This is a genomic window from Prosthecobacter fluviatilis, assembly GCF_055388355.1.
The window spans coordinates 3,533,031-3,549,266 of sequence record NZ_AP043782.1 but is presented as its reverse complement, the minus strand read 5'-3'; the positions used below and the strand labels follow the sequence as shown (position 1 = coordinate 3,549,266).

At 59.8% G+C, this 16,236-nt stretch carries 14 protein-coding genes; 7 read left to right on the top strand and 7 right to left on the bottom strand.

Annotated elements, in window-relative coordinates; all coding sequences use genetic code 11:
* Positions 1-23 precede the first annotated feature (23 nt).
* Genes ACZ5WW_RS13730 through ACZ5WW_RS13705 form a run of 6 tightly spaced genes read left to right on the top strand, consistent with a single transcriptional unit; the run spans position 24 to position 6,386 of the window.
* Positions 24-1,385, top strand: a complete 1,362-nt coding sequence (locus ACZ5WW_RS13730; protein WP_377168501.1) for a sulfatase — start codon at positions 24-26, stop codon at positions 1,383-1,385.
* A gap of 25 nt (positions 1,386-1,410) precedes the next feature.
* Positions 1,411-3,669 carry an exo-beta-N-acetylmuramidase NamZ domain-containing protein gene (locus tag ACZ5WW_RS13725; RefSeq protein WP_464694150.1) on the top strand — a complete coding sequence of 753 codons (2,259 nt, stop codon included), beginning with the start codon at positions 1,411-1,413 and terminating at the stop codon, positions 3,667-3,669.
* 11 nt (positions 3,670-3,680) lie between these two features.
* The gene (locus ACZ5WW_RS13720; protein WP_377168497.1) at positions 3,681-4,004 is read left to right on the top strand and encodes a 1-deoxy-D-xylulose-5-phosphate synthase; all 324 of its coding nucleotides are present in this window, start codon (positions 3,681-3,683) and stop codon (positions 4,002-4,004) included.
* Positions 4,005-4,049: 45 nt separating this feature from the next.
* The gene (locus ACZ5WW_RS13715; protein WP_377168495.1) at positions 4,050-4,994 is read left to right on the top strand and encodes a substrate-binding domain-containing protein; all 945 of its coding nucleotides are present in this window, start codon (positions 4,050-4,052) and stop codon (positions 4,992-4,994) included.
* Between the two features lie 7 nt (positions 4,995-5,001).
* Positions 5,002-5,535, top strand: a complete 534-nt coding sequence (locus ACZ5WW_RS13710) for a hypothetical protein (RefSeq protein WP_377168493.1) — start codon at positions 5,002-5,004, stop codon at positions 5,533-5,535.
* 8 nt (positions 5,536-5,543) lie between these two features.
* Positions 5,544-6,386, top strand: coding sequence for a hypothetical protein (locus ACZ5WW_RS13705; RefSeq protein ID WP_377168491.1), 843 nt, complete (start codon positions 5,544-5,546; stop codon positions 6,384-6,386).
* Between the two features lie 21 nt (positions 6,387-6,407).
* Here ACZ5WW_RS13705 and ACZ5WW_RS13700 read toward each other — a convergent pair whose 3' ends face one another.
* Positions 6,408-7,028, bottom strand: coding sequence for a prepilin-type N-terminal cleavage/methylation domain-containing protein (locus ACZ5WW_RS13700; protein ID WP_377168489.1), 621 nt, complete (start codon positions 7,026-7,028; stop codon positions 6,408-6,410).
* A 32-nt stretch (positions 7,029-7,060) separates the two neighbouring features.
* On the bottom strand, positions 7,061-7,237 hold the full coding sequence (locus ACZ5WW_RS13695; protein WP_377168487.1) for a hypothetical protein: 177 nt from the start codon (positions 7,235-7,237) through the stop codon (positions 7,061-7,063).
* Between the two features lie 92 nt (positions 7,238-7,329).
* Between ACZ5WW_RS13695 and ACZ5WW_RS13690 the strand changes: the two genes are divergently transcribed.
* The gene (locus ACZ5WW_RS13690) at positions 7,330-7,800 is read left to right on the top strand and encodes a transcription elongation factor GreAB (RefSeq protein WP_377168486.1); all 471 of its coding nucleotides are present in this window, start codon (positions 7,330-7,332) and stop codon (positions 7,798-7,800) included.
* 385 nt (positions 7,801-8,185) lie between these two features.
* Here the strand turns inward: ACZ5WW_RS13690 and ACZ5WW_RS13685 are convergent, their stop codons facing one another.
* From ACZ5WW_RS13685 to ACZ5WW_RS13665, 5 genes are all read right to left on the bottom strand, one after another.
* Positions 8,186-9,238 (bottom strand): DUF5685 family protein, encoded by a 1,053-nt coding sequence (locus ACZ5WW_RS13685; protein ID WP_377168485.1) that lies wholly within the window; start codon positions 9,236-9,238, stop codon positions 8,186-8,188.
* A 44-nt stretch (positions 9,239-9,282) separates the two neighbouring features.
* Positions 9,283-9,888, bottom strand: coding sequence for a fatty acid desaturase CarF family protein (locus ACZ5WW_RS13680; RefSeq protein ID WP_377168484.1), 606 nt, complete (start codon positions 9,886-9,888; stop codon positions 9,283-9,285).
* 119 nt (positions 9,889-10,007) lie between these two features.
* Entirely contained in the window at positions 10,008-10,553 is a 546-nt protein-coding gene (locus ACZ5WW_RS13675) for a putative polyvalent protein kinase domain-containing protein (protein WP_464694254.1), read from the bottom strand.
* Between the two features lie 384 nt (positions 10,554-10,937).
* Positions 10,938-12,647 (bottom strand): AIPR family protein, encoded by a 1,710-nt coding sequence (locus ACZ5WW_RS13670; RefSeq protein WP_377168480.1) that lies wholly within the window; start codon positions 12,645-12,647, stop codon positions 10,938-10,940.
* Between the two features lie 21 nt (positions 12,648-12,668).
* On the bottom strand, positions 12,669-16,184 hold the full coding sequence (locus tag ACZ5WW_RS13665; RefSeq protein ID WP_377168478.1) for a pyruvate carboxylase: 3,516 nt from the start codon (positions 16,182-16,184) through the stop codon (positions 12,669-12,671).
* Between the last annotated feature and the right edge of the window lie 52 nt (positions 16,185-16,236).

Sequence of the window (16,236 nt, the reverse complement as noted above, 5' to 3'; positions counted from 1 at the left end):
ACCCGCGTTTATCGCGCCTCATCATGCGCCCGCTTCTTCTCCTCGCCGCACTGCTTCTCGCATCGTCCGCCTTTGCCGCCAAACCCAACGTCCTGCTCATCGTCGCAGACGATCTCGGCTACCACGACCTAGGCTTCCAGGGCTCCAAGGAAATCACCACGCCTCATCTCGACAAGCTCGCCGCCCAGAGCCTCGTGTGCACCAACGGCTACGTCTCCCACCCTTTCTGCAGCCCCACCCGCGCAGGCATCATGACGGGCCGCTACCAGCACCGCTTCGGCCATGAAAACAACCCCGCCTGGCTCCCGCAGGACACCGTGGCAGGCCTTCCCCTGACGGAGACGACTTATCCCCAGCTCATGCGCAAGGCCGGCTACACCACCGGGGCCGTCGGCAAGTGGCACCTCGGCGCGCATCCGCAGTTCCACCCCAATGAGCGCGGCTTTGACGAATACTTCGGCGCGCTCGGCGGCGGGCATCAGTACTTCCCCGGAGACAAAGGCGGCGTGGAGTACACCCTCCCGCTGAACCGCAATGGCAAGGACGAGGCCCAGACCAAGTACCTCACCGAGCAGTTTGGCGATGAGGCGGCAGCATTCATCGGACGTCACACCGGGGAGGCCAAGCCCTGGATGCTCTATCTCGCCTTCAACGCCCCGCATACACCACTCCAGGCCCCGCAGAAGTGGCTCGACAGGTATTCGCAGATTGCCGACAAAAGCCGCCAGACCTACGCCGCCATGGTATCGGCCATGGATGAAGCCGTGGGCGCTGTGCTGGACAAGCTCGACGCCACCAAGCAGCGCGAGAACACGCTGATCTGCTTCGTCAGCGACAACGGCGGCCCCAATCTCCAGGCGAAGAGCGGCAGCAACTTCACCAGCAACGCCCCCCTGCGCGGTGCCAAGGGCATGGTCTATGAAGGCGGCATGCGTGTGCCCTTCCTCGTCAGCTGGCCCGCCAAAATCAAGCCCGGCAAATACGAGCAGCCCGTCATCGCCCTCGACTTCCTGCCCACCTCGCTGGCCGCTGCGGACTCCGCAGACCTGACGCCGAAAAATCTCGATGGCGTAAACCTCCTGCCCTTCCTCAGCGGTGAAAAATCCACCGCACCCCACGACACCCTCTTCTGGCGCACCGGCGGTCCCGGCGGCAACAACGCCGTGCGTCGCGGCACCATGAAGCTCGTGCGCCTCGGCAAAGCGGAGCCCGAGCTCTACGATCTCTCCACCGACATCGGCGAATCCCAAAACCTCGCTGTTGAGAAGCCCGAGGTGGTCAAAGAACTCGTCGCCGCCATTGCCGAATGGGAAAAAGGCACCATCGCTCCCATCTTCGAAAGCCCCAAGCAGGGCAAACCAGCGGCGAAGAAGAAAAAGAAATAGCCTGCTTCACAGCGTTTCTGGCAGCATGAGGTTCATCATGCTGCGCCCGCTCACTTTTCTTCTGCTCTGCTCCTTCGCTCACGCGGATGAGTTCGATCCTCTGCGCGCCGTGGTGTCCAAAGCTATCGCCAAAGGAAACCCGGCCGGTGCTGTGCTCTGGCTGGAGAGCGGAGACAAAAAGCTCACTCTCGTCGAAGGCCAGCGCGCGCTCGTTCCTGCCAAAGAAGCCATGACCGAAGACACTGTCTTCGATGCCGCTTCTTTGACCAAGGTTGTCGCTACCCTGCCCAGCGTGCTCATCCTCATGGAGCAGGGAAAGATCGAGCTGGAGGCCGAGGCGCGTCGCTACATTCCGGAGATGCGTGCTGGCATCACCGTGCGTCACCTGCTCACCCACACCTCCGGCTTCAGGCCCGGCATTCCCAAGGAGCCGGAATGGTCAGGTTACGCGGCAGGCATCGAACGCGCCATCGCCACAGAGCCCGACGGTCCTCCCGGCCGCTTCTTCCGCTATTCAGACATCAATTTCATCCTGCTCGGCGAGATCGTCCAGCGCGTCAGCGGCATGCAGTTGAATGAGTTCGCAGCGCAGCATGTCTTCCAGCCCCTGCACATGGACTCCACCCGCTTCCTCCCGCCCGAGGAGTGGCAGCCACGCATCGCTCCCACCGAAAAAGACGACACCGGCACCATGCTGCGCGGCGTCGTGCACGACCCCACCTCACGCAAAATGGGCGGTGTCACCGGCCACGCCGGCCTCTTCACCACCGCTGGCGATCTCGCAAGGTACGCACACATGATTCTCGCAGGCGGTGCTGGCGTGTTAAAACCCGAGACCGTCAAACTCATGACCGCACCGCAGACCCCGGCCACCGTCTTTGAGCGCCGTGGGCTCGGCTGGGACATCGACTCCACCTTCAGCCGCCCGCGTGGCAAGATCTTCCCCGTCGGCTCTTTCGGACACACCGGTTTCACCGGCACCAGCCTGTGGCTCGATCCCGCCTCGCAGACCTTCGTCATCTTCATGAGCTCTCGCCTGCACCCCGATGGCAAAGGCAGCGTGCGCGATCTCTATGAAGAGATCGGCACAGCAGCAGCCAAATGCGTGAAGATCATTCCCTCCACCGGCCCGCCCTGGCCGCGCGATGAAAAGGAAATGCCCACCGTGCTCAATGGCATCGACGTGCTCACCCGTCGAAAATTCGCCGATCTCAAAGGCCTCCGCATCGGCCTCATCACCAATCAAACCGGCATCGACGCCCGGCGCCACAGCACCATCGATCTCCTCGCCAAGGCCCCCGAGGTGAAGCTGAAAAAACTCTTCAGCCCAGAGCACGGCATCCGTGGCGAGCTCGATCAGGAAAAAATCAGCAACTCCACCGACAAAAAGACCGGCCTCCCCGTTCTGAGCCTCTACGGCACGCAGCGCGCCCCCACCCAGGAGCAGCTCGCAGACGTGGACGCACTCGTCTTCGACATCCAGGACATCGGCTGTCGCTTCTACACCTACATCGGCACCATGCGCCTCTGCATGGAGTCCGCCGCGAAAGCCAAAAAACCCTTCTATGTCCTCGACCGCGTGAACCCCATCGGCGGCCTCCAGGTGGAGGGTCCCGCCCTCATCGACGCCGAAAAACCCACCGCCACCCACGCCATCCCGCTGCGCCACGGCATGACCGCCGGTGAGCTCGCAGCCATGATGAATGCCGAGCGCGCCATGCAGTGCGATTTGAAAGTCATCCCCGTCGAAGGCTGGCAGCGCCACCTGCTCTTTGACCAGACCGGTCTTCCCTGGATCAATCCCTCGCCCAACATGCGTTCGCTCAATGCCGCGCTGCTGTATCCTGGTATCGGCCTGCTGGAGTTCAGCATCACCGTCGGGCGCGGCACCGACACCCCCTTTGAGGTCCTCGGCGCTCCCTATGTGGACGACCTGCGCCTGTCGTATGAACTGAACAAGCTCGGTCTGCCAGGCGTCCAGTTCACCCCCATACGCTTCACCCCCGCAGCAAGTGTGTTCAAAGGCGAACCCTGCGGCGGCGTGCGCATGGCCATCACCGACCGCACCGCTTTGAATGCCGTCGATGTCGGCATCGCCATCGCCAGCACCCTGCAGAGGCTTTATCCCAAGGAGTTCAAGCTCGCCCTGGTGGACACCCTCCTCAATCGCGCCGCCAGCGTGAATGAGATGCGTGCTGGCGGCTCATGGAAAAAGATCGTCGCAGCCTGGGCCACTGAGTCGCAGGCCTTTGAGACGAGACGCGAACGCTTTTTGAAGTATTGATGTACTGGGCCATGAAGACACGAATCATGTACATCGAAAATAAAAGCGGCGGACTCAGCGGGCCAGCCCGGATTGGACGGGTACGATTGTCCAAGACGGGCAGGACGTTGTTCTACGGCGGATTGGAACTGAAAAATCTCGATGGAGCTGGTTACAAGAGCAATCACGTCGATCTGGCCACAGGTCATCACTACTGGGTTTCTGGACCGCGCAAAGACGGAGAAGACAGGCTGTATGGCGGAAGGGTGCCCGTGGAAATCGATGAAGACGTGAGAGAGGAGTATTGGACGAAGATTCGCAACTTGCCTGAGCGGATAAACGATGGCGTGCAGTGAAATCTGGAGCTTGCATGATAGGGGAGTGCCCGTGCTACCATCCGCATGATGAAATACCGCCGCCTCCTTCTGCTCTGCACCCTCCTGCTTGCCGCCTGCGGCAAACCTGCGGAGTCATCCAGAGGCACCATCGGCGTGTCGCTCCTCTCCTTGCAGAATCCCTTCTTCAAAGTCATCGCCGACAACATCGAGGCCGAGGCCAGAAAGCACGGCTATGACACCCTCATCGTCAGCGCCGACTCCGACGTGGCGCGCCAGAGCAACCAGATCAAGGACTTCATCGTGCGCGACGTCGCCGCCATCGTGCTCAGCCCCACCAACTCCAAGGCCATCGTCACCGTCATTCAGGAGGCAAACGCCGCCGCCATCCCCGTCTTCACCGTGGACGTTCCCTGCAATGAGCCCGGCGTGAAAATCACCACCCAGGTGGCCACCGACAACTTCGGCGGTGGCAAGATGGCCGCTGAGGCCATGATCGAGGCGCTGAAAGGGCAGGGGGGAAAGATCGGCGTGCTCGACATGAAGCAGGTCGAGTCCTGCATCCTCCGCGTCAAAGGCTTCAAAGAGTCCCTGGCCGCTCACAACGCCGCAGCGGTGAAGAAGATCGAGATCGTCAGCGAGCTCGACTGCGGCGGCGCGAATGACAAAGGCTACAAGGCCACTGAGGACATGCTCCAGGCACATCCAGATCTTGTCGGCATCTTCGCCATCAATGACCCCGGCGCCCTTGGTGCCCGTGGGGCCGTGGAGAAGGCGGGAAAAACAAACAAGGTCGTCATCATCGGCTTCGACGGCCAGCCCGAAGGCAAGCAGGCCATCAAGGACGGCAAGATCTACGCCGACCCGATTCAGTTCCCGGACAAAATGGGCGCGGAGGTCGTCCGTGCCTTCATGCGCTATTCGAACGGCGAAGAACTCCCCCCTCAGATGCTCATCCCCACCAGCCTCTATCGCAAAGCCGATGGCGCGGCGCATGCTTCGCTGAAATGATCCACCCATGAAATTCCTCCCCCTGTTTCTCTTCCTGGCCTTCGGCTGCCTTATCGCCTCTGCCGCAGATCCCAAGCCCGACTCCGAGTTCACCACCACCGACCCCAAGAAGGTCAAAATCCTCGAAGACTCCTCACGCGAAAAAGAACCCGAGATCGATCACTTCAAGCACCTCTGTCCCGGCCTCGGCGGCTATCAGGTCATCCATGAAGGCGGCGATCTCCGCAGCTGGATCAATCTCATCTACGACGGCCGCAAGACCGACCTCATGAACGCCACCCTCACCGCCTGCCCTGGCCAGTTCCCGGCCAAGGCCAACAACGTCGTCCAGTGGCGCGGCTTCCGCAAAGGCGACACCTTCGCGCCCTACGCCATCATCTACCGCATGATGTCCAGCGCCGATGACGAAAAGCAGACCCGCCTGGAGACCTTCGTGATCATCAGGCTCGACAAGGACAAGTCCGCCGTCGTCGCCCATCTGTCTGCCAGGGAAGGAAATGAAAAAGCCGAGCTGCTGGCGGACAAGCTCTGCAAGCCATGAACTCAGGCATGCCTTCCACCATTCGCCGGCTTCTGCTGGCCGTCCTCATCACCCTCATTGGTCCTCTGCCTGCGCAGGAGCAGGGCGCGGCTCCGGTCCGCATCCTCTTCTTTGGCAACAGCTACACCGCCTTCAACAAGCTCCCCGGCATGGTGGGCGAGCTGCTGCTTTCTTCCGGAGTCTTCGCTCCGCACATCGCCAGCAGCCTGCATGGCAGCTATACCTTGGAGCGCCACACCACCAATGCCGAGGGCCTCGCCTTGCTCAAGCAGGGCGCCGACGACGGCAAGCCCTGGGACATCGTCGTCGTGCAGGAGCAGAGCGTCGTCTCCGCCGCCGCTGCGGTGGACGCAGACGCCCGCAATCTCATGGAAAACGGCCTCTCCAAGCTCGTCCGCCTCGCCCGCGAGCAGAACCCCAAAGTCCTCATCATCGACTTCCAGGTGTGGTCCCGGCACGAAAAGCTTTGGAAGGAAAAAGACGCAGACGCCCTTCTCACCGGCGCTTCCTCGGCAGAGGCAAGCACCCGCATCCATGTGGCCAATGCCCGTTCTGTGAAGGCCGCTCAGGAAAGCAATCCCGGTGCCCAGATCCTCGTCAGTCCCGTCGGCGATTTCTGGTGGCTGGTGCATGATGAATATCCCGCCCTGTCCCTTTACGATTCAGACGGCTCTCATGCAGATGTGCTGGGCACCCTGCTCAGTGCGTACGTCATCGTCGGCACCATCGGCGGGCGCGAAATCCTCGAAAACGTCTCCTGGCTGCCGCCAGACTGTCCGGCGGTGCTGGCTGGACGCGTGAAAAAATTGATCCTCGACCACCCCGAAGTTTTCAAATCGGCCGGGAAGTAGCGCACGCGTGGCAGCGCCGCATCATTTCGGCCGCCACGAGGTGACATCATCGCTCGTGCCCGGTATCTGGTCCTTGCCGCTGCTGTAAACGGCGATCTTCAGCGGCAGATGCGCCGCCTGACCCGTCGAGATCTTCGGGTCCGTATTGGCTGCATCCGGATTCTTCACCTGGTTGTCGCCGTTCGTGTCCAGCAGGATGTGGTACGGCTGGCCGTACATGTCCGTCAGCTTGTAGGGGCGCGCCGCACCCACCAGCCCATGCCGTCCGTTGTTCGCAGGATTGAAGGTCGCAAACTGGGTGCGCTTCGGATTCAGATCCGCCGTGCCTCCAGACGCCGGCGGAATGCCCATGAGCGTGTCCACCAGCGGATTGCTGCCATCCGTCAGCAGTTCAGGCGCGTCCTCACCATTGGCCCCGGTGAAGCCTGCGCTCACGGGATAGCGGTTGTAGTCGGTCTGGTACGTTTCGATGCCAGTCTTGAGATCCATCAGCACCGTTCGCACTTTCAGATTGTTGGCTTTGTCGATGAGCTGGGTGACCCCCGCTGCTGTCAGGCTGGCGAGGATCGCGATGATGGTGATCGTGATGAGCAGTTCGATCAGGGTGAACGCTCTCGTAGCAGGTTGCCGGTGCGTTTTCATATTTGGAGTTTACCCGAAATGCCGGTCGGGGGTCAATCCTGGTTTTTCGGCGTCATTGCAGGCACCGGGATTGGATGCGTCCGGCTTCGTTGATGAACCTTGTTAAAAACAGCCAGGGTCAGGCTGGCCAGCAGTGCCACCAGCACGATCACAGCAAGAAACGGAAAGCTGATGAAAACCAAAGGGCGCTGATGCCGGTGCGTGTTCACAGCTGAACCTTATTAGAAACAGTCACAGCAGGTCAATCCTGCTCTTTTCACCCTTGATCCCCCTCGGGAAACAGCGCACGGCTTCCCCTCCCGTGAACAAAGAAGCCGTCCTCGATCAAATCCTCTCCGTCCTCAGTGCCGAACTCGCCGCCCTCACCCGCGCCGCGCAGGGCTCCTTTGCCGCAGCCACAGATCCGGACAGCAAGGCGGAAAACAAATACGACACCCGCACCCTCGAGGCCTCCTACGTCGCCCGCGGTCAGGCCCAGCGCGTGGCAGAGTTGCAGGAGGCCGTGCGTGCCTTCGGCGCATTGTCAGGAAACACCCTCGAGTCAGGCGCCGCCATCACACTCGGAGCCCTCGTCACCTTGGAAACTTCCGGCGAACAAACCCACTACTTCCTCGGCCCCTTCGCAGGCGGTACCGAGATAGTGCATGCAGGTCAGGAAGTCGTCGTCATCACTCCCGCATCCGCCTTGGGTCAAAAACTCATCGCCAAGCGGGCAGGGGACACCATCGCCCTGCGCCCCGGCCTTTCCGCAAAGGTGACCGCAGTGGCCTGACCACGGCGAATCCAGCCTGTCCTGCAGAATGCGACATCATGCCCCTCAAAGCGTCACACTGCATGGGGCCTGTAGGACCCGCAGGTGAGCCCCGGCCTTTCCGCAAAGGTGACCGCCGTGGCCTGATCACGGCTGATCCAGCCTGTCCTGCAGAATGCGACATCATGCTCCTCAAAGCGTCACACTGCATGGGGCCTGAAGGGCCCCCGGAGTCAGCCCAGGGCGCCGGAGCGCAGCGACAAGCCCTGGGTCTCTCCCATCCACGCGCACCACCTCTTCAGGAAGCGCCCTGAAGGGGCGCGGGAGCAGCTGCTTTCGCCCCATCACATCTCTCCGTTCATGCGGTTCTGTTTCTGGAGGCTTGCCAGATCAATCACAGCCTGCGCTAGCAGTCACAGCCGCAGCATCCGCACCCGTCGCCGTCGCAGGGATTGCAGTCGACCATGGTCCCCCCGCCTCGGGTCCATCCGGGGCGGCAGCAGCTACAGCAGTCACAGCATTCATCGCAGTGGCACCCATCGCATTTGTCCCAGCAGGAGCGTTTCCGCTCGGTGCCTTCAATGGGTGACTGCACATGCTTCGTGCCTTTCTTCGTGTCTCCCGCCACCTGCACCACCCGCGCTTCCGCACCTGCGATCAGCACCGTCTGCCGCAGGTCGCGATGTCGCCGCAGCGGCAGGGCATCAAACGTGCGCCGCAGGCTCGCGAGTGCTTGTTCAAGCTTAGGCAGCAACGCCGCCCGCCGCCCCACGAGATCAGGAAAAGCATGCAGCGGGTTAAACTGCCCGCGCTTCTTGTCCCGCGCCCAATCCTCCCACGCATCTTGCGCGTAGATGAGAAAGCCCAGGCTCTCACCGAGTTGACGCAGCAGCGGTTTCGCACCCGGTGCACCCGACACCTGCGCGAGGTGCCCCACGATCTCACCATACGCCGCACACGTCGGCCCTGCGCATGCGTCGAGTCTCGCTGCGGGATGCTCAATGTCAGCCTGCCCCGCCATCCAGCCGCGAACCTCTTGCACCGGAAAGCGCATCGCATGCAGCAGACCCAGCGCGTCGCCGATCGGCCTGTCGAGCGCTCTCGATCCCACACGCGCCGCATGGCGTCGCCACCCCCGCTCATCCTGTGCATCGTCGTCCAGCTTCGCGCTCAGGCCGCAGACCGTCACAGCGGCCGTGTACTGCAGCACCGGGCTGTCCGCCACGAGATCACGCGGCGTGGCAAATGCATTGCAGCACGTCGTCCGGCACAGCACCGGCGGCGCTTCCGCCAGGGCGGAGCCCAGCAGCGTGAGAAAAGCGCTGTCCCGGTTCACCAGCCAGCGCGCCCACGCGCCATAGTGTCGGTGCAAACTCGTGCCGAGACCGCAGAAGTGCGCTCGATACAAAGACGCCGCCTTCTGGCAGCACATCGTGGGACCCGGGAGATGGCCGAACATCGCCAAAGATGGCGCAAACACCTCCGGCGACGAATGATTTTCGCTCAACCCGCCCGCCGCATCTCCACGATCCACGCCGGCGCTTTGCCCTGGCCCGGCACCGAGCTGTCCGGCTGCCGCTTCAGTCCCACCGCATGCGCTAGCAGCCACTCCAGCCCCTCCCAGAAGCGCACCGCATCCAGCACTGGATTCAGCACATTCGTCACCGGGCAGTAGTGCACGTCCTTCGGATTCGTGTGATGCACGGCATGATGTTGCGGCGTCTGCAAAATCCGCAGATCCTGCAGCAGCGAGATCACGCGCCCATTCTCCCGCCGTGTGCGGTGCGCCCACTTGTGCACCTCGTTCGCATTTCCCCCCACCAGCGCAAAGAGCCACACGTGCCACGTCAGGCAGTCCAGCCATGCCGCCGCGATCAGCAGCACACTCATCGTCATCACCAGCTCCTTGTTGCTCTGCCACCACGTGTTGTGCGTCATGTGCCGGGGCAGGTGATGATGCACGATGTTCGGCCTTCCCAGCCAGCGCCCCAGCCACGGCGTGTCCTCGCGCACATACGCATCCTCAAACCAATGAACCAGCCCCGCCGCAAAATCCGCCGCCAGCACCACACCTGCCGCCTGTATAGAGAGTAAGATAAGGTCTTTCATGACCCCGCATCTCTGCCTCAGCCTTCACAAATCAGGATATTGATAGTCTTGAAGGTGCGATTGAGGGGATCAATGGATGGTATGAGCCTATCGCAGCACTCCGACTGTTCTTCGAGCGCTCAAATGAGAAGACCGAGGGTTTTCAGAGCGGTCATGCGTGCGGCGCGGTCGTCAAAGTAGAAATGGGCATCAATAGGATGCAACCAGCCAGTGACGTCCTGGATGACGTTGTTAGGATGCAGGTCAAAGACATCCACTTCACCAAGGAGATCGTCGTCGAGGACAAAATTGCCGCCAAGGGAGCGAGGGGCCGGGTCACGCAAGTTTTGCCGGATGAGGGAGGCTTTGAGCTCTTCCCATTCAGGGTGAACGCCGTCGATGTAGGGCTGCGTGATCACCACTTGGAGCCGTCCGCCCTCCAGCATGCCGCCGAGCAGTTGAATTTCGTCGTCGAAAAAGTAGTTGGAGAGCAGCAGATCGCTCAGGTAGTCGAACAGCGATTCCGTGGCGAGCTTTCGGGCATCGGCGACCTTGAGAACGAGATTCCTGCCCGGCAGCAACGCCACACGATGTTCTTTGCCGCCTTTCAAGGCATCGGTTTGCAGCTCGCGCTCCACTTCATCCACCGAGAGCCAGCGCTGTTCTCGTGTAAAGAGGGAGCTCAGGACACCGATTTCATCGTCAATTGATTCGCCCGAGCCTTTTGCAGGGTCACCACCCCCTGCGTCTGCAAGGCTCTGCGCCGCGCTTCGGAGAAAGCCTGCCGCACCCTCGTGACGTGGATAGTCACAGGTTTTCCCGAGAGCTGCGGAGATGGAAAGGAGCGGTTCAATTAATGAAACATGCTTGACCGAATCCCAAAGTCAAAAGGTGAATCTGATGTTCCTGGAGCTTCCGAGTTGCTGCGGAAGGAGCGTTCGAGTGACGGAACCTCGGGATTCTTAACCTTGAGGGTAGTTTGGGTGTGATGATCTGTGATAGCGCTCACTATCGCTCACCCATGCTGCGCTACATACCGAAAGCTCGCCGGGTTTTGATTCTGTTAGAAATTAGGTTCTAAATTTCCGGCCGTAGTGGCGCAATAAGCTTTCAGTAAAAGGCTCCGTACGAATATGGTCACGGTTCAAATTTCCTTGGGCAAGGCTTTCAACGACAGTTGCCGCTTCTGCAAAGAGCTTCTTAGATCCTTCTTCGTCTCGGAGAGACTCCACGAGTTTATTGGCATTGCGATCCATTTCATGGGAATTGGGTTTCGCTGGAGGATCAGGAAACAGCATCAATCGAGCTGCCAATAAAATGTGATAACGAGCGGGTCTGAGTTTGGCTGGAAGGTAGTTATTACGAAATAAATAATCGAGACGATAATGTGCAAAAGCAGCTGCGTAATAAGCACTCAAAAAATGATCTTTGCCGAAAATTTCATTTCCAACTTCCTTGAGTAAACCCTTGTAGTTTTTAGTCGTTTTATGAGGGAATTCACGATAGACGGACGCGTAGGCTCGAACCAAAGTGGGCATATTGATGATGCGCACTTTCTCGACATTTTCGGACGCATACTGCCTTGGGCGGCGCTCATAATAAAGACGATATTGTGCGTCAAATGTCGGGAAATAAGTCTCTAGTTTCTTTGGAAACTCTTCGAGCGCAAAGAACTGATCATCGGAGATTTCTGTCTGTCTGTTTGTTGCGCGAATGACCGAATTTCGAATGCCTTCATCGGTAGTTGCCAGTATTTTCACTGGAATAAACATGTTTGAAGCCAGCCGCTCCTTGCATGCAAAAAGCACATGGCTCGTTTGGCAACCATTAACAATTTGATAATCCTCTATGACAAAGCGGTCTCCAACAGGGTTGATTCGTTGAGCAACAATCGTGATACCATTGTTCAGGATTGGAAACAAATGCTGTTGGGCTGCATCTAAAAGAGTTTGGCGAATATCACTATTGACAGCGTTCCACTCCATCCAGTGACGAACATTGTCATGGAATAATGAGGAGGCGATTTCTCCATTATCCTGCGTGATAAGCTTTAGGTATTCACCTGCCGCCAAGACTCCCATATAAGCTTGGTCTACCCCAGCGATTGCTGGAATGGTTAATTTACGTTCGAAGACAATCTGTCTCGACACTGCGTTTTTGGTTTTCCGGTAAAGCGCCTGGATTTGGTCGGCACCCAAGCATTCAAAGCGGACCTCTCGAAATAGACCAAGACTTTCGATGTCTGCTTTTGCTGCGTCACGTCTTGCTGTTAAGTTCGCATCGTTCTGCCATTTGCCAGTAGTGACATAATATACAAAACAAATCGGATTGCCTCTCGTAAAGAGGCCAGCTTGTTTAAAAAGTGCGTCAGCAATTATCTTAGACTCTCTAATTTCGTCGTTTTGAGGTAATTGAGGAGACTCGCTGAGGAAGTCAGTGATTCCAAAGCTGATATTACCAATCTTAGCTGTGTCAAAGCCTGATGAACGTTCAGCCTGCACGATTATGATGCTGGCATCTACATACTTATTAGTCGCGGCCAGATCAGAAATTTCAGCAGGATCGGTGACAATAACCCCATTCACAATAAATGTAATCGCATCAATCGCGCAGTCTCCCCCGCTTCCAACCACAACATCCGTTGTATCAAGCGAATCGCTCAGGTGGTCATTTGTCGCAATATAGGCCGCAAAATGTTCAAATTGCTTATCTTCAGGAAGCTTGGTAAGCGAGTTTTGCGAAGCAAACTCCGTCATCAAGTGTTTCGTGATCTGGTCCATGATTGAACTTTTTAGCTAGGCTTACTTCACCAGCCTCACCATCAGATCCTTGCTCTCGACGCTTTCGCTGATCTTGACGCAAATCTCTTTCACGGTGCCGGCGATCGGTGATGCCACGGCGGCGAACATCTTCATGGCTTCGAGAGTGAGGAGGGTTTCGCCTTCCTTCACCTTCTGGCCCACGCTCACGGCGATGCTGGCGACCATGCCGGGCATTGGAGCGCCGACTTGAGTCGGGTCAGCCGGGTCGGCCTTGGTCTTGGTCACGGCGTTCTTCGCGAGCGCCTTGTTGGTGACGGTGGTGTGGCGTGGGTAGCCGTTGAGCTCGAAGATGGCGGTCTGCTGGCCGGTGGCGTCGGCCTCGGTCATGTTGAGGAGGCGCACAAAGAGCGTCTTGCCTTCTTCCAGGTTGATGTGGATTTCTTCCTTGTCCTGCAGGCCGTAGTAGTAAGCAGGCGTGGGCAGCGCGGAGACATCGCCGTAGGTCTTGCGGAAGTCGGCAAACTTCAGGAACACGTCCGGATACATGAGGTAGCTCCACACATCGTCGTCGGTCGGCTCCTTCTTCAGCTTGGCCTTCAGCTCAGCGCGGACCTCGGTCAGGTTCACCTTGGCGGCATGCGTGCCCGGGCGGCCTTTGATGCGCTTGCCGTCCTTGCCCACGATGGCGTCGGCCAGCTTGTTCCACTTCTTGCGTGAATCCGCGGCCTTGGCGGGTTCCATTCCGTAGAAGGGCTCGCCGAGCCAGCCTTCAAACATGCTGGTCACGTCCTTGCTCCACTTGGTGCCGGTGAGGTTGAAGACATCGCTGGGCTTCACGCCACGCGCCACGCACTCGATGGCGAGGTCGCCCACCACCTTGCTGGACGGCGTCACCTTGACGATGTCACCGCAGAGCTGGTTCACCTCCGCATACGCGTGCGCGATCTCCGGCCAGCGTGGCCCCAGGCCCATGCCGATGGCCTGTTCCTTGAGGTTTGTATACTGGCCGCCGGGCATCTCATGCAGATACACTTCGGCGGTGCCGTAAGGCTCGGCGGTGTCAAAGGGCTTGTAGTAGGCACGCACGGCGGCCCAGTAGTCGCTGAACTCCTGCAGCGCCTCGCTGTCCAGCCCGGTGTCGCGCGGCGTGTTCTGCATGGCAGCCACGATCGAGTTGAGGTTCGGCTGCGAGGTTCCGCCGGAGAGGGAGGAGATGGCGGCGTCCACCACGTCCACGCCCGCCGTGGCGGCTTCCAGAATGCTGGAGGCGTTCAGACCGCTGGTGTCATGCGTGTGGAAATGAATCGGCAGGCCCACTTCATCCTTCAGAGCCTTCACCAGCTTCTTGGCGGCGAAGGGACGGACGAGGCCCGCCATGTCCTTGATGCAGAGCATGTGTGCTCCCATCTTTTCCAGCTCCTTGGCCAGACGGACGTAGTACTTCAGGTCATACTTGTCGCGCTTCGGATCGAGAATGTCTCCGGTGTAGCAGAGGGTGCCTTCGCAGATGGAGTTTGTCTCTTCGCGCACGGCATCCATCGCCGCCTTCAGGTTTGGCAGGTAATTCAGCGAGTCAAAGATGCGGAAGATGTCCATGCCGTTCTCGGCGGAGTGCTTGATGAAGCCCTTCACCACGTTGTCCGGGTAGTTGGTGTAGCCCACGGCGTTGGAGCCGCGGAAGAGCATCTGGAGAAGGATGTTCGGCACCTTCGCGCGGATGTCGCGCAGGCGGTCCCACGGGTCTTCACGCAGGAAGCGCATCGTCACGTCGAAGGTCGCGCCGCCCCACATCTCCAGGGAGAAAAGGTTCGGCGTGCGGCGCGCCACGCTGTCCGCCACGGCCAGCATGTCATAAGTGCGCATGCGCGTGGCCAGCAGAGACTGGTGGGCGTCGCGCATGGTGGTGTCCGTCAGCAGCAGCTTCTTCTGCTTTGCCACCCAGTTCTTGCAGAACTTCTCCGGCCCCATCTCAGTGAGGAGCTGCTTCGTGCCCTTGGCAGGCTCCACGCGGTGGTCATACTTGGGAATCGGCGGCGCACTGAAGGGTTTGGAAATCTTGTGCCCCTTGGCAAACGGGTTGCCGTTCACGATCGTGTCCGCCAGGTAGCTCAGCAGCTTGGAGGCACGGTCCTTGCGCGCCACAAACTTCAGCAGGTCGGGATTGTTGTCGATGAAGCGAGTGGTGGCCTGGCCGGACATGAAGTCCGGGTGGTGCACCACGTTCATGAGGAAGGGGATGTTTGTTTTCACCCCGCGGATGCGGAACTCGCGCAGACCGCGGTCCATGCGGTCCAGCGCTTGCTGGTAGGTGCGGGCAAAGACCGTCATCTTCACCAGCATCGAGTCATAGTAGGGCGTGATCACCGCGTTTGTGGCGCCCAGCGCACCGTCCAGACGGATGCCGAAGCCGCCTGCGCTGCGGTAAGTGAGGATCTTGCCAAAGTCCGGCGTGAAGCCGTTTTCCGGGTCTTCGGTGGTGATGCGGCACTGGATGGCAAAGCCGCTCTTCTCGATCTTGTGCTGCGGCGGCAGGGCCAGCGGCTCCTCATGCACCTTGTAGCCCTGGGCGATGAGGATCTGGCTGCGCACGATGTCGATGCCCGTGATCTCCTCCGTCACCGTGTGCTCCACCTGGATGCGGGGGTTCATTTCGATGAAGTACCACTCGCCGGACTCGTGATCGACGAGGAACTCCACGGTGCCAGCGTGGGTGTAGTTCACAGCTTCGGCCAGCTTCACGGCGGCTTCGCAAAGCCCGTCGATGATCTCCTGCTTGATGCCGTAGCTCGGCGCCTGCTCGATCACCTTCTGGTGACGGCGCTGCACGGAGCAGTCGCGCTCGTGCAGGTGCAGCACGTTGCCATGCTTGTCCGCCAGGATCTGCACTTCGATGTGCTTGGCCTTGCCGACAAATTTTTCGAGGAACACGGCCCCGTTGCCAAAGGCGCGTTCGGCCTCCGTCTGGGCTTCGTCGAGCAGCTTCTCCAGATCCTTCGCCTCACGCACGATGCGCATGCCGCGCCCGCCGCCGCCGAAAGCCGCCTTGATGATCAGCGGAAAGCCGATCTTCTTCGCCGTGGCCAGGGCCTCCTTGCGGTCGCTCACCGGTTCGTCCGTGCCTTCCAGGATCGGCACGTTCAGTTTGCGCGCCACGTTACGGGCGGCGGTTTTGTCCCCCATCATGTCGAGGATCTTCGCCTCAGGGCCGATGAAGATGATGCCGGCGTCTTCGCAGGCCTGGGAGAATTTGGGGTTCTCGGAGAGGAAGCCGTAGCCGGGGTGAATGGCGTCCACGCCTTTTTCCTTGGCCAGCGCCACGATGCCCTCGATGTCCAGGTATGCGCCCAGCGGTCCCTTGTCCTTGTTCAGCTCATAGGCTTCGTCCGCCTTGAAGCGGTGCGGGCAGAAGCGGTCTTCCTGCGCATAGATCCCCACCGTTTTCAGCCCCAGTTCAGTGGCCGCCCGCATCACGCGGATGGCGATTTCAGAGCGGTTCGCCACCATCAGTTTCTTGATGGGGCGGATCGTGGAGGCGGCTGGTGCTTTCTTGGACATGGCAGGGTTGGTTGGAAATGCGCGCGCACAGTCCAGCGAAATCACGGCGAGG